The following is a 22,278-nucleotide window of genomic DNA, read 5'->3' on the forward strand; positions in this document are numbered from 1 at the left end:
TTGTTCTTTGTGGATCAGGTGGTGGTGGCGTGAGCAGAGCATGACGCCGTTGTCGGTGCCGGTGGTGCCGCCGCGGGACCAGTAGGTGATGTGGTGGGCCTCGCACCAGGTGGCGGGGATGGTGCAGGCGGGGAACGCGCAGCCGAGGTCGCGGGCGGTAAGGGCCTTGCGGATGTGGGGCGGGAACACCCGGGAGGTGCGGCCAATGTCGAGGATCCGGCCGTTCCCGCCGAGCAGGACCGGGATGATGTCCGCGTCGCAAGCGATCTTCCGGACCGTGGAGGCCGTCACGGGCCCGGTGAACAGCATGTTCCCGGTGTTCCCGGTGTTCCCGAGGCTGTCGAGGCGGGCGAGCAGGTCCCGGTAGTCGATGGTGACCATGACCTGGGGCCGGAGCCCTCCGGTCGCGGGCAGCCCGCCGGCGGCCAGCGCGACTTTGGAGGCGCCGACGAGGCCGTCGAGGCGTTTCTGCGGCTGGGTGCGGAGGTCGAACGGGACACCGTCACCGGCACCCCCGTCCGCGGCATCGGCTCCCGTGCCGGTGGCGCGGGGGTTGGTGCCGGTGTTCATGACGGTGACGAGCTGTTCGAACTGCTCGGTGGTTGCGAAGATCTCCAGGTGGTGCAGGCCGTGGCGGGGTTTGCGGATAAAGGCGCCCTGAACTTGGCGCAGGAGTTCCTCGGACGGTTCGGCCCCGTCCTGATCGAGCGCATCCACCCATTTCCGGGCCACCCGGGCCAGGAAATCCGGGTCATTCTCTACCGCTACACGGGTCAGGGCATACTCCATCCGGTCCGCGGCCTCCGGAGCGCACGTATGCCGGACCCGGTCCAGGGCCAGGGTGATGATGGTCGCGGACCGGGAGCCGACCTCCCCGGACGCGACAGCAGCCCCGAGTTCCCCGCGCACCGCAGGCAACACCTCCCCGGTGAAGCCCCACCGCGGCAACAGCTCCCCGGACAAGGCCAGCCGGCGGCGGGCCTCCGCGGCGCTGATCCGCAACCGGCCCCGCAAGAACTCCGTGGTGTTCCGGTACCCGTCATCCACCACCGCAGCAGCCTCCGCGGCCGCCACGCTCGCCGCGGCCGTGGCACCCGACGCGCCGGCCGCCACGGCATCCCTTGCCAGTCCCGCTAACGGAGTTCCGTAGCTTGAGTCATCGCGCCAGTCAGCCGCGGCACCGGAAGCAGCATCCGTCGTCGCGGGTGTCGTCGCGGTGCCGGTGTCGTCGCGCCAGCCGGCCACACCTTCGGAAGCAGCATCCGTCGTCGCGGGTGTCGTCGCATCGCCGATGTCGTCGCGCCAACCCGTCACACCTTCAGAAGCAGCATCCGGAGTAGCGGGTGTCGTCGCGTTACCGGTGTCGTCACGCCAGCCGGTGGTCCACGACGTGCTGGCTTTCGCTGCCACGGCCGCGGCGTGCTTCCTGCTCCGGTCCACGGCACCAGCCCCCACCACCTGCAAGTGCTCCACAAACCGCGAGAGCTCCTCGACCTTGCCCGTGAAATCCGCCGACTCCCGGAAGTCCCACAACGCGGAGTCCCCGGCCGCCGACGGGCCCACATCCTGCAGGAGCGCCAGGGCCGCATCCAAAGCTTCGGCGGTGCTCAAGCGGCCCGGACGGTCCCTGCCGTCGGCTCCCACAACACGTTCCGCACCGGAGTCCCCGGCCGGAACGTTGTCCCGGCCCGAGTCCTCAACGGTGATGAAATCCTTGACGGTTTCCATAAACCCACACTAGTAACGACCTACGACAAAATAGCGCCGGCCGGCGTCGGGCCCGGATGAGTGGCCAATACTTTGCCGGCAGCGCCCAGGCCTGCCTGCTATTCCAGGAACCGGGGTCGGCCGAATTGGGTCCGGACGCCGGGGGAGAAGAGCACTGATTCGGGCGGACCCTCAACGTGGATGCCGGCCGCAGCAACCAGCTGATCCTCGCAGTGAGTCAGTTGCGTCCGGTATAGCGGCCAAGGCTGATGCGTGTTGGGAACGTACAGGGTCCGGCCCCGGAACCGGGTGTGCAGACCAAACCGGGCAGTGAGGTGGAGGGACAACGGATCTGAGGCTTCGACGTCGGGCTCCGGGGCGACGGCGAAGTCGGAACGCGCCCCAGCCCGAAAACGCTGCACCCAGTAGCCGACAGACCCGCCCGGCCGGCCCGCCGGGCCGACAGCAGCGCCCGCAGCGGCGCCCGTACCCACCCCACGAAACCCCGACCGGGACCAGACGTACGGAATACCGGCCGCCCGCGCCGCCAGCACCACAGCCAGCCGCGTCGCGTCGAGGCTGAGGAAGACCACACCGCGGGTGCCGTCCGGCTCGCGGGAGTAGAGGCGGACGTTGATCTCGGTGAAACTTCCGAAGTACGGAATCGCGGGACCTTGCCCCAGACCGGCGCCCTCCATCCGGAAGCCGATCAGCCCCACCCACGCCGAACCGTCGAAGTTGTCCGGCGCCACTCCGGGCGGCATAAACGCGGCAGCGACGGCGTCGGGGATGCGCCAGTGCAGGAAGACCGCGTCCGACCACCGCTGGTCCATGATGACCGGGGCGGGAAGTTCGGGGGCGAGAGGCCAGGGATCGTGATCCATGAGGATAGAGTCCCTCAGCCCGGGTGTCCGGAGGGGCTTGTGCCCGCTGCCGACGCGGAGGATGGTTCGGGCTCTTTCTGCCAGGGCCAGCGGCCGGTGATTTCCAGCTCGAGGGAAAAGCTCAAGAACGTCCGGATCAACACAATGATGGCCAGCACGCCCACACTCTCGTAAGTGGGAGCCACGGCGACGGTGCGGATGATGTCGGCCGCCACAAGCAGTTCCAGCCCCAGCAGGATGGACCGGCCCAGGAGCTGCCGGTACGACCGGTACACGGAGAACGGTTCGGCCCCCTCCGGCAGCCTCCGCGGCTGGAATCCGCGGATCGCCAGCGGGATGGAAACGACGGCGCCGATCACCATGACGGCAACGCCGGCCACATCCATGTACCGGCCCGCGGCTTCGATGATCGCCTGAAGATCCATAGTCCCCGTCCTGGAAAGCGTACTGGCGGCTTGACCCGGTAAGTCCTAGGGGTACCGTACGCCTACGCCGGCCAGGATGTCCCGGTAACCTTCACGGAAGCTGGGGTACGCGAACTCCAACCCGGTGCTCCGCAGACGTGCGTTACTGCACCGCTTGTTGCCACCCCGGGACGGTTCGCCACTCTTCCGCGAGCTACCGTTACCCGAGCCGCCGTCGGGGGCCTCCTCTGCGGCGGCCGACGGCGGCTGGGGGAGTCCCAGCTCGTCGGCCAGAAAGCGCAGGACCTCGCCCATTTCGGCAGGTTCGTTGTCGACGCCCAAGTACAGGGGCTCCGGCACGGATTCCATGGTGCACAGGTGGACAATTGCGGCGGCGGCGTCGTCGCGGTGGATGCGGTTGGTGAAGCGCGGCTCCGCCGGAATCACCGCAGTCCCGCCGCGCACCTGGTCGATCAGCCGGGTCCGGCCCGGGCCGTAGATACCGCCCAGGCGCAGCACCACCGGCGTGATCCCGGTTCCGTCCAGCCGGCTGAAGAGCAGCTCCTCCGCCTCGCGGATGATGCGGCCGGAGAACCCGCCGGGCTCCGGCGCCGTGCTTTCATCGATCCAGTCCCCGCCGGCGTCGCCGTAGACGGCTGTGGAGGAGACAAAGAGCACCCGCTGCACCGGCGCACCCGAGGCGAGGACGGCGTCCAGCACGTTGGAGAGTCCGTCCACATACGCGGCGCGGTAGGCGGCTTCCGTGGGGGAGTCTGCTGCGACCGCGACGACGACGGCGGTGGTGTCCGCGGGGACGGGCGGCAGTTCGCGGGCGGTCAGGTCAGCCGCGGCACCTTCGATGGCGGCCGGAAGTTTGTCCGGCGAACGCCGCCAGCCCACCACGCGGTGTCCTGCCGCGGCGAACCTCAGCCCTGCCTCGGTGCCCAGATCGCCGCAACCGGCCATTAGTACAGTCATAGGAACAGTCTGCCAGCCGGAAGGGGCGGCCAGAACCGGCCCGCCCCGCCGTCGTCCGGCTACCGCGCCGGGATCGGGAAGAACACCCGCGGATCCTGCAGCAGCGCCGGGTAATCGAAGTCCGAGCGCTTCAGGATCTCGTCCACCTCGAAGTGGCGCGCGAAGCGGCCGTTCACGGTGATCGGGCGGCCCAGCACCTTGCCGACGGCGAAGGACGCGCCGTCGTCGAACGGGATCGCGATGGTCGACTTGCCCGGAAGCGTGTTGAACGCTTCTTCCTGCTGCTGGCGTTTGCGGGTGGGCTTCTTGACGAGCTGCTTCGGCGGCAGCTTGCGCACCTTGGGCCGGCGGGACCCGGAGTCCGCGTAGACGAACTGGTAGTCATCGTCGCCGGCGTCGGCAACAGCCTTCGCCCGGCCCACGAGCGGCAGGCTTACCGTGTCCAGCTTGTCCGGGGCGGTGTCACCGAGCGGCAGGCGGAGGACCCACATCCGGTCCCCGGTGGGATCCTCCGGCAGGAGTTCGTGCTTGGGCTCGGGCCACACGTACTCCAGATCCGGTTCCGTGTCCGGGAACAGCTCCGTGTAGAACCGCGGGTCCTTGGCGATCAGCCGGGAGCGGTGGCTCAGGTGCACCTCGGGGTTGCCCAGCCACGGCGGCATGGGGATCTTGTCGGCATAGCCGGGGTGGGCGGCCTGCGGCGCGAATTCCATGATCTTCTCGCGCGTGGTGTCCGCGCCGCCGCGGGCGGTCCACTCGTCCACCATCGCCAGGCCGTACAGGGTCAGCGCGGGAACATACCCCATCCACATCCGGATGGCCGGGTGCGACTGCCAGCCGTACTCCGGGATCACCAGCGCACGCAGGGTCTGCAGCGCCTCGACGCGCTGCTTGCCGAGCCGGGCGCGGTCCAGGACCGCGGCGCTCTGCTGGAAATCGGGGAAGGGGAGAAAAGTCTGCATCAGTCCAGTTTGAGGCCACGGAGCCAATGCGCCAATTGGGGAGGGCCGCGGGTGAGGGTGTTCACATTTCGGAACGGGCAAGACGGGCGCCGTAAGTGGCGCGTAAACTATCACAAAGAACCCCTGCGCGCCCGAGGACTCTCCAATGTCGAAGAATATTTTAACCGCATCTGAGGCGCCCGCCGCGCCCGCACCCCTGCCCAAATACGGACGGATGCTGAGCCCCGAAGCGAACGGCATCCTGGTCCTGGAAGAATTCACCATCGATCCCGCGGCAGCCCGCAAAGAGCAGCACGGATTCGGCGCGGCCATGGCCTCCGTGGCGCTGACCATGCGCCGCCTGGTGGCACTCCGCCTGTTCATCGCGGTGGTGGCCATCGCCAACCTTCCCCTGTTCCTGCTGTCCAGCGGGTGGGAAATCTACGTCTATTCGCTGACCGTGGTGGTCGGAGTCCATGCCGCGGTGTCCTGGCTGAACCGGCACGAGCCGAAGATCAAGCAGCGGCGCATGCTGGAGCTGCACCTGCACCGCGAGAAGAGCGACAACTACCGCAAGGTCCGCGACGCCGTGAAGTACGTTATCGACGCTCCGGCCCGCATGAACGAAAGCCTTTACCTGGAGCTGCTCGCCGCCAAGCGGGTCGCCCTCCACCTCGCCATGGGCACCGTGGCGCTGCTCGACACCAGCGACGACACCGCCTGGAAAGTCCGGATCATCCGCGAACTTCCGGTCGCCGCCTAGCCCCGGGAGGTTCCCCTCCTTCCCGGTTGCCGGCCTTACTGCCGGGCGATGCTGAATGCGTCGGTGAAGGTGTAGCCGTCGGCCGGGACAAACCTGGCGGAGAGCTTGTCTGCTGTCAGGACGACGTCAAGGGTGCCGAAGGCGGGGCTGCGGTTTTTGCCGGAGAAGGCGGCGAAATATTTTGCCTCGGAGTCGTCTTTGTGCACATCGTAGAGGCTTTCACCGCCCACACCGGTGGTGGTGAACACGGTCCCGGCGGTTTTGACCAAGGTGTCGTCAAAATCGGCGATGCAGCCCGGGGAAAACGTATCGGGAACCAAAGCTGGGCAGTCCGGGCCGAGCGCCAGCTGATGGGTGCGCTGGTAGATGTGGTCATGGCCGGTGAGGACCAGGTCGACTTTCTTGGCCAGCAGCATGTTGGCAAATTCGTGGCCGACCGGGCAGTCGTATCGGCCCACGCTTAGGCAGGTGGCGTGCATGCCCAGGATGGTCCAGGGGATGTTGGCCGCTGCGGCCCCATCGATGGCCTTGGTGGTCCAGTCCAAGCGGTCGCTGCCACTGGAATAGTCCAAATCCTGCCCGTCCTCGAAGGGGATGCCGGGGGAGACCATGATGAGCCGCACCAGTGGGTTCTTTTCGGGGACATCGACGTACCATTGCGTCCCGTAGTCCCCTTGCAGGCCCGGGAGCTTGTTGGGCAGGCACTTGGTGATGGTGTCGATGTCGCCATCCGTGCCGTCGCTGTCATGGTTGCCTGCGATGACTTGGTAGGGGAAGCCCGGGCCCAGCTTGCCCTTGACCATGTCGCAGAACTGTTGCTCGATACCGGCCTTGTAGCTGAAGTCGCCGAGGGCAAGATTCAACTGCGGCCTGAGGCCGGCGATCGTGTCCAGCACCTGTTTGGAAGACTTTTTTACGCCGATGTCGCCCTGCGCCGTGAAATGCAGGGAACCCCCCGAAATCTCCGGAGCTGGACCAGGCCCCGGCGCAGTTGGCGGGGCGGGTTCGGGGGAGCCCGGCTGGCAGCCCGCCAACATCAGGCACAGGCATGCAGCGAGGGCTGCGGCCGTTCTTCGTCTTCCCGGTTTAGCAGCCATGACCATTCCTCAACGGCAGAGTGGCGCGGTAAAAATTTCGTCCCGTATTGGTAATGATGCCGTCACCACCTTGCGGTGACCACTGGACGGCCGGCCCCTGGCCCGCCGGAGCCAGGCAGCAACGGCTCGATACGCGACCACGGGCCACAAGTTAAACCACGACGCCGGAGCTCCCGCGTGGGGAACGCTCCGGCGTCGTGGTTTATCGGTCAGTTACGGCCAGGTCAGGCGGGCAGCTGCAGCACCTGCCCCGGGAACACCAGGTCAGGGTCACTGATGGTCGAGGCGTTGGCGTCGGCCAGCTGCTGCCAGCCCCCGGCGATGTTGAGCTTCTCCGCGACCTTGCTGAGCGTGTCGCCGCTCTGGACGGTGTAGCTCTCACCGCTCAGGGCAACGGCCGCGGCGTGGCGGGGCGCGGCGGCCTTCGCGGGGGCAACGGCCTTGGCAGCGGCCGCCGGAGCGGCAGCCTTCGGGGCGACGCTGCGCACCGGCGCCTTGGCCGGTGCAGGAACGGCCGCTTGCGGCGCGCTCTGCGGAGCCACCGCGCCGCCGCTCAGGCCCAGCTTCGCAGCGCACGAGGGCCACGCTCCCCAGCCCTGGCCTGCCTGCACCCGCTCCGCGACAGCGATCTGCTGTTCACGGCTGGCGTTGGCCGCCGACCCCGTTCCGCCGTAGGCCGCCCACGTGCCCGGGCTGAACTGCAGCCCGCCGGCGTAGCCGTTTCCGTTGTTGATGCCCCAGTTGCCGCTGCTCTCACACTGGGCCAGCGAATCCCAGACGGTGCTGGAGGTAGTGCTGGGGACCGCCGCGTTGGCGGCCGACGCTGACAACGCGACGCCGGCCATCGTGACGGCCGCAAGGGTGGCTCCGCGGCGCGCGGCAGTGCTGTAGGTGGATTTCTTCATGGGACAGATGCTCCTGAGGGCCACCGGTGCTCGGTCCGTCCCCGGACGTTATCGCACTACTGCCCGCCCCTGACGATAGAGGTCATGACGGTGTCTACCGGTCGGGCAGTATCTGGTGGTGGCAGCACCGGGCATTCACTACCCGGTCCTCGGGCATGCACCCAAGGCTAGGGCAGGTGCCCGCCGTTATCAAGACGTTATTTTTGCCGGCCCCGCCCGTAGAATCACGCGGCGGCCATCCGGGCGCCTAGAAGTCAGCGTCCCAGCACCTTGGCAAGGTACGGCGCTGTCCGGCTTTTCTTGGACTTCGCGACGGCGGCAGGGGTGCCCACCGAGATGATCTTGCCGCCGGCGTCGCCCCCGGCCGGCCCGAGGTCGATCACCCAGTCCGCCGCGGCCACCACGTCCATCTCGTGCTCCACCACGATCACGGTGTTCCCGGCGTCCACCAGCCGGTGCAGCTGCGCCATCAGGAGCTCGACGTCGGCCGGGTGCAGGCCGGTGGTGGGCTCGTCCAGCAGGTAGAGCGAGTGCCCACGCTGGGTGCGCTGCAGCTCGGTGGCGAGCTTGATGCGCTGGGCTTCGCCGCCGGAGAGCTCCGTGGCGGGCTGGCCGAGCCGGAGGTAGCCCAGGCCCACCTCGCGCAGCGTCTGCAGGCTGCGGGAAGCGGCGGGGACGTCCGCCAGGAACTCGGCGGCGGCGTTCACCGTCATGCCGAGGACCTCCGCAACGTTCTTGCCGCGGTAAGTGACCTCCAGGGTCTCCGGGTTGTAGCGCGAGCCGTGGCATTCCGGGCAGGGGCCGTAGCTGCCGGGCAAGAACAAGAGTTCGACGGCGACGAACCCCTCGCCCTGGCACGTCTCGCAGCGGCCGCCCGCCACGTTGAAGGAGAAGCGGCCGGCGCCGAAGCCGCGGGCCTTGGCCTCGTCCGTGGCCGCGAATTCCTTGCGGACGGCGTCGAACAGGCCGGTGTAGGTGGCGAGGTTGGAGCGCGGGGTGCGACCGATCGGCTTTTGGTCCACCTTGACTAGCCGGTCCAGCTGGTCCAGCCCGGAGACCGGTCCCACGGAGAGCGGCTCAGTCGCGGCCTCGGCGGTTTCCAGCTCGTCCGCACCCTTGGCGGCGTCTGCCTCCGGGTGCAGCCGGGCACCCACCACCTCGGCCAGGACCTGGCTGACCAGGGTGGATTTGCCGGAGCCGGAGACGCCGGTGACCGCGGTCAGCACGCCGAGCGGGAAATCGGCGTCGAGCTCGCGCAGGTTGTGGCGGGTGATGTCGCGCAGCTCCAGCCAGCCGCCGGCTTCCCGGCGGGCACCGGCCGCGCCACGGCGGCGCGCGCCGCCGTCGAGCGTTTCCTCGGAACCCTCTGCGGAGCCAGACCCGTCCGGGAACAGGAAGGGCCGGGTCACGGACGCATCCACGTCGGCGAGCCCGGCGACGGGGCCGCTGTAGAGCACCTCGCCGCCGCCCTCGCCGGCGCGTGGGCCGACGTCCACCAGCCAGTCGGCGCTGCGGACGATGTCCATGTTGTGCTCCACCACGAACACCGAGTTGCCGGAGGCCTTGAGCTGGTCCAGGACCGCGAGGAGGGGTTCGGCGTCGGCCGGATGCAGGCCCGCGGAAGGCTCGTCCAGCACGTAGATCACGCCGAACAGCCCCGAGCGGAGCTGGGTGGCGATGCGCAGCCGCTGCATCTCGCCGGGGGAGAGTGTGGGGGTGGACCGGCCCAGCGCGAGGTAGCCCAGGCCGAGGTCCAGCAGCACCGTGACCCGCTGCAGCAGGTCCCGGGTGATGGCGACGGCCACCTCATTGCCCTCGCCGGAAGTCTGCTTCCGGGACGCCGTTCCGGCCGTGGTGAGTTCGGTGGTGGGGCGGATGATCTCGGCCAGGTCGCTCATGGGCACCGCGTTGAGTTCCGCGATGGTGCGTCCGGCGAACGTCACGGCCAGGGCCGCGGGGGTGAGTCCGCTGCCGCCGCAGACGGGGCAGGGGCCGGTTTCCATAAAGCGCAGCACCCGGTCGCGCATGGTGGTGCTCTTGGAATCGGCGAGGGTGTGCAGCACGTAGCTCTTGGCGCTCCAGAAGCGGCCCTTGTACGGCTTGGCCACCCGGTCTCGCTGCGGCGTCACCTCCACCACGGGCTGTTCCTCGGTGAAGAGGATCCAGTCCCGGTCCTTCTTGGGCAGTTTCCGCCAGGGGGTGTCGACGTCGTAGCCCAGGTGGGTGAGGATATCGCGGAGGTTCTTGCCCTGCCACGCACCGGGCCAGGCTGCAATGGCGCCGTCGCGGATGCTCAGCGACGGGTCCGGGACCAGCGAGGATTCGGTGACGGTGTGGGCGATGCCCAGGCCGTGGCATTCCGGGCAGGCGCCGGCGGCGGTGTTGGGCGAGAACGCGTCGGAATCAAGCTGGCTGGCGCCGTCGGGGTAGCTGCCGGCGCGGGAGAAGAGCATGCGCAGCGAGTTGGAGAGTGTGGTGACCGTGCCCACGGTGGAACGCGAACTCGGTGTCCCGCGGCGCTGCTGGAGCGCGACGGCGGGCGGCAGCCCGGTGATCATCTCCACTTTGGGGTTGTGGCCCTGCTGGATGAGCCGGCGGGCGTAGGGCGCCACGGACTCGAAGTAGCGGCGCTGGGCCTCGGCGTAGATGGTGCCGAATGCCAGTGAGGACTTCCCGGACCCGGACACCCCGGTGAACGCCACGATCGCGTCGCGGGGCACGTCCACGTCCACGTTCCGCAGGTTGTTTTCCCGGGCGCCGCGGACCCGGACAAAGCCGTCCGTGGTGTGGTTGGGAGCGGAAGTCCCGCCGGAGGGATCGGAAGCCTGCTGATCAAGGTGCATCGAATTGATTCTATCGGTGTCTGCGGCCCGCGGGCATATCCTTACCCAATGGAAACTAACGACGGCGTCCCGGCCGCCGCGGGCGCTGGACCGGACAGCCCTGCTTCGGACAGCCCTGCGCAGAACAACACGCCCCCGGTCAGCGCTGCACAGGACAACACCGCACAGGACAACCCAGCACCCGCCACCCCGGAGGTGCCCGAATTCGCCGAGGTGCCCGAGGAGGTGCACGGCCCGCTGCCGGTGGCCGAACTCCACCTGCACATCGAGGGCACCCTGGAGCCCGAGCTGATCTTCGCGCTGGCCGAACGCAACGGGATCCAGCTGCCCTATGCGGACCTGGACGAGCTGCGCTCGCGGTACGAGTTCACCGACCTGCAGTCGTTCCTGGACCTGTACTACGCGAACATGGCCGTGCTGCAGACCGAGCAGGACTTCGCGGACATGACCCGGGCGTACCTGTCCCGCGCCGCGCTCGCCGGGGTGCGGCACGCCGAGATCATGCTGGACCCGCAGGCGCATGTGTCCCGCGGGGTGGCCCTTGAGACCTGCGTGAACGGTGTGGCGTCGGTGCTGGCCGTGTCGGAGCAGGAATTCGGCATCTCCACCCTGCTGATCGCCGCGTTCCTGCGGGACCTGTCCGAGGACTCGGCGCTAGAGGTGCTGGAGCAGCTGCTCGCCCTGAACGCGCCCATCGCAGGCATCGGCCTGGATTCGGCCGAGGTGGGCAACCCGTCGGCCAAGTTCCAGCGGCTGTTTGCCCGGGCCAAGGACGCCGGGCTGCACCGGATTGCGCACGCCGGCGAGGAGGGACCGCCGTCGTACATCATTGACGCCCTGGACCTCCTGGACGTCGAGCGGATCGATCACGGCATCCGCTGCATGGAGGACCCGGAGCTGGTGGAGCGGCTGGTGCACGAACTCATGCCGCTGACCGTGTGCCCGCTGTCCAACGTCCGGCTCCGGGCCGTGGACACCCTGAAGGAGCACCCGCTGCCGGCCATGCTCGCGGCGGGGCTGAACGTGAGCGTGAACTCGGACGATCCGGCCTATTTTGGCGGCTACGTGGACGATAACTTCGCCCAGCTGAAGTCCGTGATCGGATTGTCCGAGTTCGACTGCGTGCGGATGGCCGCGAACTCCATCCGGTCCTCCTTCGCGAGCGAGGAACGCAAGACGGAGCTGCTGGCCGAGCTGGCGGCGTCCGGGCGCTAAACCCCCGGGTTGCCCTATCACTTGTGGTGGCTAAAACCGCGGCAAAGTCAAGTAGTCGGAGCAACGCCAGGGTTCATGCCGCGGTTCGCAGCAGCTGGTTCAGCCGGTTGGCTGGGGTCTCGAGGTTGAGGGTGGGCCGGGGCCGGCGGTTGAGTTTCGCTGCGACCGGGGGAAACGCCCGGTCCCATTCCGAACCCGGAAGCTAAGACCCACAGCGCCGATGGTACTGCACCCGGGAGGGTGTGGGAGAGTAGGTCACCGCCGGAACATCATTAGGTCGAGGACCCCCGAACACCGTTCGGGGGTCCTCCCGCATTCAACCCGAAAACCACACCTGCGAGAGCCTCCGCGATACCCCCGCCATAGGTGCGGGAGCGTCCGCGGCACGGCAGCCATAGGTGAGGGAGCGTCAGCGGTACGGCCGCCATAGGTGAGGGAGCATCGGTGTGGTCGGGGAACCCTGGCCGGGCCGGGGTCGTTGGGGTTCGGTAGGCTCGTTTCAACCAGCCACATCCCGCATCTGCCCGGAGGACTTTTTCATGACCGCACGGACCATCGTTATCACCGGCGCCAGCGACGGCATTGGCGCGTCCGCGGCGCGGACCCTGAGCAGGCTGGGAGAGCGCGTGGTCGTCGTCGGGCGTTCCGCGGAGAAGACCCGGAGCATTGCGGAAGAGATCGGCGCCGACTACTTTATTGCCGACTTCACGGAATTGGCACAGGTGCGTCAACTCGCCGCCCAGCTGAAGGCGAAGTACCCGCGGATCGATGTCCTGGCCAACAACGCCGGCGGCATCATGGGCCGGCGCGAGCTCACCGTGGACGGGTACGAGAAGACCTTCCAGATCAACCACCTGGCTCCGTTCCTGCTCACCCTCGAGCTGATGGACGTGCTCACCGCCAGCAACGCCACCGTCATCAACACCTCCAGCGCCGCCAACGGCTTCGGCAAGCTGGACGTGGATGACTTGGATGGCGCCACGAACTACTCCACCAACCGCGCGTACGGCACCGCCAAACTTGCCAACATCCTTTTCACCACCGAGCTCCACCACCGCTACGCCGCGGAAGGCATCAGCACCGCCGCATTCCACCCCGGCGTGGTGGCCACTAACTTCGCGGCCGAGTCCACTAGCCGCATGCGGCACGCCTACAAAACCTTCCTCAACAGGTTCATGCTGACTCCCGACCAGGGCGCCGACACGCTCGTGTGGCTCGCTACGTCCACCCCGGGCCAGGACTGGACCTCCGGCGCCTACTACGCCAAGCGGGCGCTGGCGAAGGCCAACAAACAGGCCTACGACGCCGGCCTCGCCAAGGAGCTGTGGGAGCGCAGCGCCGCGATGGTTGGCGCGGACCTCGACGAACTTGACCCCCGCTGATCCAGGCCTGAGCGGCTCTAGCGAAGGGAAAGCCGGCCGGCCAGCGCCGGGCCACCCGGACTAGCGGCCGGCTTCGACCTTGTCGATGGCCGTCAGCGCGCTCTCCATCGTCCCGGCGAGCTCGCTGGCGGGTGCCGGCTTGGCGAAGAGGTAACCCTGCAGGGAGTCGCAGCCGCGGTCCATCAGGTAGCTGGCCTGCGCCGCCGTCTCGATGCCCTCGGCAGTGACCCTGAGGCCCAGGGAATGGGCGGCGTTGATCATGGTGTCGAAGAACGGCAGCTGCTCTTGGCCCGTTTTGATCATCGCCACAAAGGAGCGGTCGATCTTGACTTTGTCCAGGGGCAGCCCTTTGAGTCGGCCCAGGGACGCGTAGCCCGTGCCGAAGTCGTCCATCGCAATCCGCACTCCGGCCTCCCGCAACTGGCGCAACTGGCGCAGCACGTCCAAATCGGATTCGAAGAACACGCTTTCGGTCAGTTCCAGCATGAGCTGGCGCGGATCAACCCCCGTGGACGCCACGATCGCCAGCACGTCGGTGGCGAAGTCGCGGTTCTGGAACTGCAGGCCCGAGACGTTCACCGCCACGCTGTAACCGGCATCGCCGGCAAGCCAGGGCCGGATTTCCGCGCAGGCCCGGCGCATGACCTCGTCGCCGATCTCCCGGATGAGGCCGCTTTGTTCGGCCACGGGCAGGAACTGGTTGGGGGGGACCAGCCGGCCGTGCCGTTCCCAGCGCGCGAACGCCTCGAACTGGACCACGGCACCCAGCCCGGGGGACACCACGGGCTGGTAGTGGACCGAGATCTGGCCCAGCTCCACCGCCTGCCGCAGCCCGGCCCGGCCGTCAGCCTTGGCCGCTGCCGTGCCGAGCATCTCCTGCCGGAACCGCAGCCAGGTGTTCTTGCCGCCGGTCTTGGCCGCCGTCATGGCCGCATCCGCCTGCCGCAGCAGCTCCGCGCCGTCGAGCGTCTGCGGCGTCCTGGACGCCAGCCCCATGCTGATGCCCGGCCGCACCAAGGAACCGCCGACGCGCAGCGGCTCGTACAGCGACTCGGCGATCCGTTTGGCCACCGCTTCCGCGTTGAGGCACTCGGTCAGCAGGACCACGAACTCGTCGCCGCCGAGCCGGGCTACGGTGTCGTGCGGACGCACGCAGTTCCGCAGCCGGCTGGCCACCTCCACCAGCATTTCGTCGGCGGCAGAGCGGCCCAGCATGTCGTTGAGGTTTTTGAAGTCGTCCAGGTTCAACAGCAGCACGTCCACGGGGTCCGGCCGGCGTAGCGCCGCTGCGAGCCGCTCGTTGAACAGGGTGCCGTTGGGCAGCGCGGTCAGCGGATCACGCAGCACCCCGGCCCGGAGCGCGTCGTCGGGTTCGGCGAAGGCCGCGGGTGCCGGAGAAGAAAGATTACGACGGCGGGGCGCTGCGGCGTCCGCTGCAGTGCCGCCGGGCCCGTTGCCGGCGGGTGTGTCCTGGCGGTGCCCGGCGCGCACCGAGAGGGCCACCGGCCGCGCCGCCGCGCCAGGGCCATTACCGCCGTCGGGCAGCAGCGAACACGTGATCTCGACGGGGACTTCGGTGCCGTCGGCGCGGCGGCCGGCACCGGTGAAGGGCCTGCGTGAGCGGGGCGCGGCCGGGGCCAAAGCTGCCACGGCACCGCGGAACGGTTCACGGGAGTCCTCTGCCAGGAGGAGTGACGAATGGGTCCCCAGCAGCTGCGCCCGCGAGTACCCGAAGAGGTCCTCCGCGGCGGCGTTGAGGAAGGAGATGGATCCGTCCGAGGCGAGCAACAGCAGCGGGTCCGGGCTGTGCTCCAGCAGCAATTGTGCGAGTCCGGATTCCATGTGTTTTGCCTGCCCCCCAAGCGACGGATGTGAAGTAGCAGCCGCCTCAGTGAGAACCCGGCGGGCTGCGCTTCCTGAATCATATGTGGTCGCGGACGCCCCCAGCGGCACGCGCAATGACGCGGCCCGGATTGTGTCGCCGCCAGCGCCCGGTTCGCGCTCCTACCCCGGCAGCGGCACACCTTCCAGCGCCGCAATGGCGGCGACGGAGTTGCGGATGCCAAGTTCCCGGCGTGACCCGGGCTCGGGCCGGGAGAAGAGGAAGCCCTGCAGGGCGTCACAGCCGTGATCCATCAGGTAGCGGGCCTGCTCCGGGGTTTCGATGCCCTCGGCCGTGACCTTCAGTCCGAGGCTGCGTGCCATGTGGATCATCGATGTCAGGATGGGCAACTTCTCCGTCCCGGTCCGCAGCATGGAGACAAAGGACTTGTCGATCTTCACGATGTCCACGGGGAGCTCCTGCAGCCGGCCCAGCGAGGAATAGCCCGTGCCGAAGTCGTCCAGGGCTACCCGGATCCCGGCCCCGCGCAGGGTCACCAGCTGGGTGATGACATGGCATTGGGCATCAAAGAACACACTCTCCGTCACCTCCAGGACCAGCTGGTGCGGGTCCACGCCGCTCCACGCCGCGATGTCCAGGACGCGCTCGGCGAAGTCCGGGTGCTGCAGCTGCACGCCGGAGACGTTCACGGCGAGGGTCCGCCGCGGGTCTTCCGCGAGCCAGGGCTGCAGTTCGGCGCAGCTGCGCCGCAGCACCTCCGCCCCGATTTCCCGGATCAGGCCGCTGCGCTCCGCCGTCTGGATGAACTGGTCCGGCGGCATCAGCCTGCCCTCCCACTGCCAGCGGGCCAGTGCCTCGAACTGCACGACCTGCAGCTGCTCGGCGGACACCACGGGCTGGTAATGCACGCTGATCTGCCCCAACTCCACGGCCCGCCGCAGCCCGGCAGTCAGCTGGGTGCGTTCCAGCAGCGCGGCGTGCATCTCCGGCCGGAAGTGCACGTAGCAGTTCTTGCCGGCTTCCTTGGCCGCATACATGGCAAGGTCCGCCTGGCGCAGCAGCTCGGAGGACGTCATGGTTCCGGCGCCGCGCGAGGCCACGCCCAGGCTCAGGCCGGGCCGCATGAGGGTTCCCTCGATGGAGACCGGGGCGTTCAGCGCGGCCACGATCCGATGCGCCACTGCGTCGGCGTCATTGCAGCCCACCAGCAGCACCACGAATTCGTCTCCGCCGAGGCGCGCCACCGTTCCGTGCGGCCCCACGCACTTCTGCAGCCGCCGCGAAACCTCTACCAGCATTTCATCGCCGGCCTGGTGCCCCAACACGTCGTTGACTTCCTTGAAGTCATCCAGGTCCAGCAGCAGGACGTGCACGGGTCCGGGTGTCAGCAGCGCGGCGGCGGCGCGCTCGTTGAAGAGCATCCGGTTGGCCAACCCTGTCAGCGGGTCTTGGAAGGCCAGTTCCTTGAGCTTGTCCGTCTGCTCGGCGAGTTCCTCCATGGCGCGGCGAGCCTGGTCCTGGGCGCGCTGCCGGCTGGTGATGTCACGGAAATTCCAGATCCGGCCCACGATCGTCCCGGCGGCCTTCTGCGGACGGGAGTAGAGTTCCACGATGCGGCCGTCCTTGAACTCCAGCACATCGTGGCTTTGTTTGAACCTGTCGGCGTAAAGCTCCGCGACCTTCTGCAGGAAGGCGTCCGGGTCCAGCAGCTGCCGTGCGATGAAGGTGACCAGCGCGTCCGGGTCCTCCGCAGCAATCAGTTCCGGCGGCATGCCCCACAGCTTCAGGTACTGGTCGTTGACACCGGTAATCTGCCCCTCACTGGAGACCACCACAATCCCGTCGGCGGTAGTTTCCAGCGTTGCATCGAGCAATGAGACCGCCAGGCGGCGGCCCGAATCGGTGTCCTTCCGGTGGCTGCCGTCCCGGACGGCAACCGCCATGGCTGTGCCGCCGTCGACCGTCACCAATGAGCAGGTGATCTCCAGCGACAGATCGCTGCCGTCCCGGTGCCGGCCTGCCGCCGCGAACGGGCGCCGGCCGGCGCTGCTGCCACGTCCCAGCCGGCCGAAGACCCGCAGGAATCCGCCGCGCTCGTCCTCCGACAGCAGCACGCCGTGCCCGACGCCGAGCAGCTGTTCGCGCGGATAGCCGAAGAGCCGCTCCGCCGCCGGGTTCGCGAACGCGATGGTGCCGTCCGACGTCAGCAGCAGATACGCATCGGGGCCCTGCTCAAGCAGGGTCTTTTCAATCCCAGTTCCCACGGCGATACCGGCCCCCAAAGCGACGGATGTTGACGGACGTGCAAAGAAGCCCGGCGGCTGCGCCGCGGACGAAAGCGTTTCCTGCATCATAGGGTCCGGTGTGCCGTTGTCCAGCACCTCCGGACCGGGACTTTCCGCGGGTCACCGGCGCCCGGACACCCGGCCTCCCCGGAGCGCGGCAAAGGCGCCGGCGGACCGGGTGATGGCGGATGCCAGGGCGGGCTCAGGTTCCGCTTCGGCAAAGAGGAACCCCTGCAGCGAATCGCATTCAAGGTTCATCAGATATTCGGCCTGCGCCGCCGTCTCCACGCCCTCCGCAGTAACGGTCAGGCCTAGGCCGTGGGCCATGGTGATCATGCAGCTGAGGATCGGGAGGTGCTCGTCGCCGGTGCGGATCATGGAGGTGAAGGACTGGTCGATCTTCAGCGTGTCCACCGGCAGATCCTGCAGCCGGCCGAGGGAGGAATATCCGGTACCGAAATCATCCAGGGCCACCCGCACGCCGGCCGCGCGGAGGGCGGTGAGCTGCCGGATGACGTGGCAGTCGTCGTCGAAGAACACACTCTCGGTGACTTCCAGCACCAGCTGCCGCGGGTCCACCCCGCAGGACGAGGTCACGGCAAGCACCAGCTCGGCGAAGTCGCCGTGCTGCAGCTGGACCCCGGAGACATTGACGGCGAGGGACCTCGCGGCGTCCTCCGCCAGCCAGGGCCGCAGCTCGGTGCATCCCTTGAGCAGGACCTCGGTGCCGATCTCGACAATCAGGCCGCTGCGTTCCGCGGCCGGGATGAACTGCTGCGGCGGGACGATCACGCCGTCGCGCTCCCAGCGCGCCAGCGCCTCGACCTTCACCACCACGCCCAGCCGGGACGAAACAATCGGCTGGTAGTGCACGGAGATCTGCCCGGTGTCGACCGCCAAGCGGAGGCCGGCTTCCGTCTCTGTGCGTTCCAGTAGCGACTGCATCATCTCGGGCCGGAACCGCATATATCTGTTCTTCCCGGCCACTTTCGCCGCGTACATTGCGACGTCGGCGCGGCGCAGCAGCTCGGACGCACCCACCACGTCATCGGTGATGGACGCCAGCCCGAGGCTGAGGCTGGGGCGCAGCATGGTGCCGTCGATCCAGAGCGGCACCCGCAGCGAGTCGACAATCTTCTCCGCCACCGCCTCGGCGTCCAGCGAGCCGACCAGCAGCACCACGAATTCATCACCGCCCAGGCGTGCTACGACGTCGTTGGGCCGGACGCACTCCCGCAGTCGCCGGCCCACCTCGATCAGCATCTGGTCACCGGCGTGGTGGCCCAGGATGTCGTTGACTTCCTTGAAGTCGTCCAGGTCCAGCAGCAGGACGTCGACGGCGGTGCCGTACGGCCCCAGCAGCGCGGCCGCGAGGTGGTCGTTGAAGAGCTGGCGGTTGGACAGCCCGGTCAGCGGGTCCTGGAAGGCGAGTGACTTGAGCTGGGCGGCCTGCGCTGCGAGGTCGGCCATGGCCTGGGTGATGCGGTCCTGCGCCACCCGGGCGGGGGTCACGTCCCGGAAGCTCCAGACACGGCCGACCACCTTGTCTGCAACCTTCTGCGGGCGGGAGTAGCGTTCGAACGTCCGGCCGTCGCGGAAGTCCAGCTCGTCGTGGCTTTCCGCGGCGGGGTCGGCGTACAGCGCACTGACCTTCTCGACGAATTGCCCGGGGTCGGTGAGCTGGTCCAGGACGAAGCCCATCACGGCCTCGTCATCCTGGGTGGCCAGGAGCTTGCGCGGGATGCCCCACATGGAGATGAACTGGTTGTTGACCCCGTCGATCCGGCCGTCGCTGTCGACCACCAGGATGCCGTCCGCCGTGGACTCGAGTGTGGCGGTCAGCAGGGACATAGCCTCGCGCAGGCCGGCGTCCGCGGCCAGCCGGTGGGAGGTGTCACGCACGGAGACGGCCATGCTCCTGGGGGCAGTGGGGTCGCCGCCGCTGTCCTGGGCCAGCAGCGAGCAGGCCACTTCGCCCTGGAATTCGGTGCCGTCGCGACGCACCCCGTAGGCCTCGACCGGGGGGAAGGACGGAGGTGCGGGGACGGGCCCGGCGTTGGAGCCGGTAGCGGCCGGGCTGGCGTTGGCGTCCTTGCGGAGGGCGAAGAAGATGCGCTGCAGGCCGGTGCGGAAGCCTTCGGCGAGGAGCATCCGGTGGTCCCGGCCGAGGAGTTCGTCACGGGTGTAGCCGAACATGCGTTCCGTGGCGGCGTTGACGAAACGGATGGTCCCGTCCTCGGCGACGACGAGGAGGGCGTCGGGGCAGGAGTCCAGCACGGCCTCGGGGCACGGCGCCGGGTACGGGGAAGCCGTCACGCGGCCACCGCCGGGTGCATTCGAGACCGCTTGTATTTCATGGACATGCCCTCCCCTCAGGAAATCATAGGGGCCGCGCGGGCGGGCGCCGTCCAAGTTGGGCGGCGCGTTTCAGCGGGCCTGTTCCGGCGCCGGGTGTGTGGCGGCGGCCGCGTTGCTGCGGTCCAGGCCCCGGCCCAGGCCGCGGACGGTCCAGCCCTCCGCCTCCCAGGCAGCCGCGTCCACCACGTTTCTTGCGTCCAGCAGGGTCCGTCGCCGCACCTGGGCTCCGGCGACGGCCGGGTGGAGGGAGACATAGTCATCCCACTCGGTGAGCATCAGCACCAGTTCGGCCCCGTCCAGGGCCTGCGCCGTGGCCGGTTCGAAGCGCAGCTGCGGGTAGCGCCGCCACGCATTGTTGACCGCGGCCGGGTCCGTCACCGTGACATGGGCGCCGTCCGACGCCAGCTGGAGGGCGACGGCTAGGGCCGGGGAGTCCCGGATATCGTCCGTATCCGGTTTGAACGCCGCGCCGAGCACGGTGACCCGGCGGCCGCCCAGCTGCCCGCCGCACAGTTCCCGGGCCAGCCCCACGGTGCGGGACCGCTGGTCCTGGTTGATGGAGTCCACCACCGCCATCCACCGATCCACCGAATCCACGCCCGCGGCTGCCGCCTGCACCCGGAGGGAGCGGATGTCCTTGGGCAGGCAGCCGCCGCCGAACCCCAGCCCGGCGTGCAGGTACCGGCTGCCGATGCGCGGGTCCAGGCCCATGGCGGTGCCGAGCTGGGTCACGTCCGCCCCGGTGGCGTCGCAGAGTTCGGCCATGGCGTTGATGAAACTGAGCTTCGTGGCCAGGTACGCGTTCGACGCCGACTTGATCAGTTCCGCCGTCGCGAAGTTGCAGACTAAGCGGGGAATCCCGGCGGTGAGCAGCGGTCCGTAAACGGCGTCGAGGGCGGCGGTGACCGCGGCGCCGGTGCCGGCCGTTTTTCCCGCGGCGCTGCCGGCTGTCCCGTGCCCGGGGACGCCGTAGACCAGCCGGTCCGGAACCAGGGAGTCCTTGACGGCGGTGCCCTGGCGCAGGAATTCGGGGTTCCAGCCCAGGAGCACGTCCGGCCGGGTGGACAGGACGCCGCTGAGCATGTCCACTGTTCCCACCGGAACCGTGGACTTGCCCACGACGGCGGCCCCCGGCAGCAGGTGGGGGAGCAGCGCCTCCGTCGCGTCGACGAGGTAGGTGAGGTCGGCGCCGTCGGACGTTGCGGACTGCGGGGTTCCCACGCACAGGAAGTGCAGCTGGGCGCGGGTGGTATCCGCGAAGTCCGTGGAGAAGCGGAGCCGGCCGGTGGCGATGCCGTCGCGGAGGAGTTCGTCCAGCCCGGGCTCGAAGAACGGCGCCGCGCCGCGGCCCAGCTGCTCCACCTTGGCGGAGTCGACGTCGATCCCCACCACGGTGTGGCCCATGGAGGCGAGGGTGGCCGCGTGCACGGCCCCCAGGTAGCCGCAGCCGATCACGGAAATTCTCACAGGGCGGCTCCTTGCCGGGTGGTGCTGGTTGTTCGGCCGTTGCAGGGGACGCCGGCGGCGAGGACCGCCTGGTAGTGACGCACCAGCTCGGCGCCGAGGGCGGACCACGTCCGGCCCTGGACCGATGCGTGGGCCGCCGCTGCGAACGCGCGGCGCTTGGCGTCGTCGCCCATCAGGTCCATAACGCGGGAGCGCAGGTCGGCCAGGTCGCCGGGCTCGTACAGCCAGCCGGTGCGGGAGTTCTCGACGAGGTCCAGCGGACCGCCGCGGCCCGTGGCAACCACCGGCACGCCCGAGGCCATGGCCTCCTGGATGGTCTGGCAGAACGTCTCGAACTCGCCGGGGTGCACAAACAGGTCAAAGGACGCCACGGCCCGGGCCAGCTCTTCGCCGCCGAGGAACCCGGTAAACACAGCGTCCGGCAGCGCCTCCTCGAGGGCCTGCCGCTGGGGCCCGTCGCCCACTATCACCAGCCTGGTGCCAGGAACAGTGCGGAGGGCGGCGAGGTCCTGCACCTGCTTTTCGACCGCGAGCCGGCCCACGTAGCCGATTATGCGCTCGCCGGCCGGGGCCACGGTGCCCCGCCAGCCGGCGTCGCGCTTGTCCGGGGAGAACCGGCGGGTGTCCACGCCGCGCCGCCACATCTCCACCCGCGGGATGCCGCGGCCGCGGAGCTGGTTCAGCGCGAAGCTGGAGGGGGCCAGGGTGCGGGAGGCCAGCAGGTGGATGTTCTCCACCCGGGCCCAGGCCCAGTTCTCCAGGAAGGGGACGCCGTACCGCCCGGCGTAGCCCGGCACCTCGGTCTGGTAGACGGCGACAGTGGGGATGCCCAGCTGGTGGGCGGCCTGCGCCGCGCGCCAGCCCAGCACGAACGGCGACGCCAGGTGGACCACGTCCGGTGCATAGTCGGCAAGGATTCGCTTGACCCGAGAGACACCGCCCATCGCCACCCGCACGTTCGTGTAGCCGGCCAGCGGAACCGAGGGCAGCCGGTGGACATGCGCCCCGTAGACCTCCCCGGGTGCGCCCGCGTCCAGCGTGGACGGCGCGATCACCAGCACCTCGTCCCCGCGCTCCTGCAGATACTCCAGGACCCGCAGGATGGAGTGCGTGACCCCGTTCATCAGCGGCAGGAATGACTCAGCAACAATTGCGATCCTCACCCCTCCACCCTGCGCGGGCGTGCTTGCGGCGCGGGGTGGGACG

General features: G+C 68.9%; 16 protein-coding genes and 1 rRNA gene. 4 read left to right on the top strand and 13 right to left on the bottom strand.

The annotated features are described in order from the left end of the window. The 5 genes from AR539_RS06790 to AR539_RS06810 form a co-directional block, all read right to left on the bottom strand. The coding region (locus AR539_RS06790) for an HNH endonuclease signature motif containing protein (protein WP_066433994.1) at nucleotides 1-1,728 on the bottom strand (1,728 nt) is incomplete at its 3' end. Nucleotides 1,729-1,826: 98 nt separating this feature from the next. Continuing rightward, a complete protein-coding gene (locus AR539_RS06795; RefSeq protein WP_066433999.1) occupies nucleotides 1,827-2,591 on the bottom strand; it encodes a YqjF family protein in 765 nt (254 codons plus the stop codon). A 14-nt stretch (nucleotides 2,592-2,605) separates the two neighbouring features. Continuing rightward, nucleotides 2,606-3,016, bottom strand: a complete 411-nt coding sequence (locus AR539_RS06800) for a DUF1622 domain-containing protein (RefSeq protein WP_066434001.1) — start codon at nucleotides 3,014-3,016, stop codon at nucleotides 2,606-2,608. Between the two features lie 45 nt (nucleotides 3,017-3,061). Then, entirely contained in the window at nucleotides 3,062-3,973 is a 912-nt protein-coding gene (locus AR539_RS06805) for an SDR family oxidoreductase (RefSeq protein WP_066434004.1), read from the bottom strand. 59 nt (nucleotides 3,974-4,032) lie between these two features. Continuing rightward, nucleotides 4,033-4,935 (bottom strand): MSMEG_6728 family protein, encoded by a 903-nt coding sequence (locus AR539_RS06810; protein WP_066434008.1) that lies wholly within the window; start codon nucleotides 4,933-4,935, stop codon nucleotides 4,033-4,035. Nucleotides 4,936-5,149: 214 nt separating this feature from the next. Between AR539_RS06810 and AR539_RS06815 the strand changes: the two genes are divergently transcribed. After that, nucleotides 5,150-5,677, top strand: a complete 528-nt coding sequence (locus AR539_RS06815) for a hypothetical protein (protein WP_066434010.1) — start codon at nucleotides 5,150-5,152, stop codon at nucleotides 5,675-5,677. 35 nt (nucleotides 5,678-5,712) lie between these two features. Here the strand turns inward: AR539_RS06815 and AR539_RS06820 are convergent, their stop codons facing one another. The 3 genes from AR539_RS06820 to uvrA form a co-directional block, all read right to left on the bottom strand. Beyond that, nucleotides 5,713-6,639, bottom strand: coding sequence for a metallophosphoesterase family protein (locus AR539_RS06820; protein WP_331457486.1), 927 nt, complete (start codon nucleotides 6,637-6,639; stop codon nucleotides 5,713-5,715). Between the two features lie 359 nt (nucleotides 6,640-6,998). Continuing rightward, nucleotides 6,999-7,679 carry a LysM peptidoglycan-binding domain-containing protein gene (locus tag AR539_RS06825; RefSeq protein WP_066434013.1) on the bottom strand — a complete coding sequence of 227 codons (681 nt, stop codon included), beginning with the start codon at nucleotides 7,677-7,679 and terminating at the stop codon, nucleotides 6,999-7,001. 254 nt (nucleotides 7,680-7,933) lie between these two features. Then, complete coding sequence (gene uvrA, locus AR539_RS06830) at nucleotides 7,934-10,522, bottom strand: excinuclease ABC subunit UvrA (RefSeq protein ID WP_066434016.1); 2,589 nt, start codon at nucleotides 10,520-10,522, stop codon at nucleotides 7,934-7,936. Nucleotides 10,523-10,570: 48 nt separating this feature from the next. On the opposite strand from uvrA, the gene AR539_RS06835 reads away from it, so the two are divergent. The 3 genes from AR539_RS06835 (at nucleotide 10,571) to AR539_RS06845 (ending at nucleotide 13,119) form a co-directional block, all read left to right on the top strand. Further along, complete coding sequence (locus AR539_RS06835; protein ID WP_231728516.1) at nucleotides 10,571-11,737, top strand: adenosine deaminase; 1,167 nt, start codon at nucleotides 10,571-10,573, stop codon at nucleotides 11,735-11,737. Nucleotides 11,738-11,891: 154 nt separating this feature from the next. Next, nucleotides 11,892-12,004 (top strand): 5S ribosomal RNA (gene rrf, locus AR539_RS06840). 272 nt (nucleotides 12,005-12,276) lie between these two features. Beyond that, nucleotides 12,277-13,119, top strand: a complete 843-nt coding sequence (locus AR539_RS06845; protein ID WP_066434019.1) for an SDR family NAD(P)-dependent oxidoreductase — start codon at nucleotides 12,277-12,279, stop codon at nucleotides 13,117-13,119. A gap of 60 nt (nucleotides 13,120-13,179) precedes the next feature. Here AR539_RS06845 and AR539_RS06850 read toward each other — a convergent pair whose 3' ends face one another. The 5 genes from AR539_RS06850 to AR539_RS06870 form a co-directional block, all read right to left on the bottom strand. Further along, nucleotides 13,180-14,961 carry a sensor domain-containing protein gene (locus tag AR539_RS06850; RefSeq protein ID WP_082699227.1) on the bottom strand — a complete coding sequence of 594 codons (1,782 nt, stop codon included), beginning with the start codon at nucleotides 14,959-14,961 and terminating at the stop codon, nucleotides 13,180-13,182. A gap of 162 nt (nucleotides 14,962-15,123) precedes the next feature. Beyond that, nucleotides 15,124-17,226, bottom strand: coding sequence for a putative bifunctional diguanylate cyclase/phosphodiesterase (locus tag AR539_RS06855; RefSeq protein ID WP_231728517.1), 2,103 nt, complete (start codon nucleotides 17,224-17,226; stop codon nucleotides 15,124-15,126). A gap of 141 nt (nucleotides 17,227-17,367) precedes the next feature. Beyond that, nucleotides 17,368-19,563, bottom strand: a complete 2,196-nt coding sequence (locus AR539_RS06860; RefSeq protein WP_231728518.1) for a sensor domain-containing protein — start codon at nucleotides 19,561-19,563, stop codon at nucleotides 17,368-17,370. A gap of 111 nt (nucleotides 19,564-19,674) precedes the next feature. Further along, the gene (locus AR539_RS06865) at nucleotides 19,675-21,072 is read right to left on the bottom strand and encodes a UDP-glucose dehydrogenase family protein (protein WP_066434023.1); all 1,398 of its coding nucleotides are present in this window, start codon (nucleotides 21,070-21,072) and stop codon (nucleotides 19,675-19,677) included. After that, nucleotides 21,069-22,235, bottom strand: a complete 1,167-nt coding sequence (locus AR539_RS06870; RefSeq protein WP_066434025.1) for a glycosyltransferase family 4 protein — start codon at nucleotides 22,233-22,235, stop codon at nucleotides 21,069-21,071. Before AR539_RS06870 ends, AR539_RS06865 begins: the two co-directional genes overlap by 4 nt. Nucleotides 22,236-22,278: the final 43 nt, after the last annotated feature.

It is taken from the genome of Arthrobacter sp. EPSL27 (genome assembly GCF_001512305.1).
In the GTDB taxonomy this organism is placed as follows: Bacteria; Actinomycetota; Actinomycetes; order Actinomycetales; family Micrococcaceae; genus Arthrobacter.

Bases quoted from the DNA above. Each gene is read 5' to 3' on its own strand.
- AR539_RS06805 (WP_066434004.1), bottom strand. From the start codon at position 3,973: ATGACTGTACTAATGGCCGGTTGCGGCGATCTGGGCACCGAGGCAGGG.
- AR539_RS06800 (WP_066434001.1), bottom strand. From the start codon at position 3,016: ATGGATCTTCAGGCGATCATCGAAGCCGCGGGCCGGTACATGGATGTG.
- AR539_RS06850 (WP_082699227.1), bottom strand. From the start codon at position 14,961: ATGGAATCCGGACTCGCACAATTGCTGCTGGAGCACAGCCCGGACCCG.
- uvrA (WP_066434016.1), bottom strand. From the start codon at position 10,522: ATGCACCTTGATCAGCAGGCTTCCGATCCCTCCGGCGGGACTTCCGCT.
- AR539_RS06810 (WP_066434008.1), bottom strand. From the start codon at position 4,935: ATGCAGACTTTTCTCCCCTTCCCCGATTTCCAGCAGAGCGCCGCGGTC.
- AR539_RS06795 (WP_066433999.1), bottom strand. From the start codon at position 2,591: ATGGATCACGATCCCTGGCCTCTCGCCCCCGAACTTCCCGCCCCGGTC.
- AR539_RS06845 (WP_066434019.1), top strand. From the start codon at position 12,277: ATGACCGCACGGACCATCGTTATCACCGGCGCCAGCGACGGCATTGGC.
- AR539_RS06825 (WP_066434013.1), bottom strand. From the start codon at position 7,679: ATGAAGAAATCCACCTACAGCACTGCCGCGCGCCGCGGAGCCACCCTT.
- AR539_RS06835 (WP_231728516.1), top strand. From the start codon at position 10,571: ATGGAAACTAACGACGGCGTCCCGGCCGCCGCGGGCGCTGGACCGGAC.
- AR539_RS06815 (WP_066434010.1), top strand. From the start codon at position 5,150: ATGCTGAGCCCCGAAGCGAACGGCATCCTGGTCCTGGAAGAATTCACC.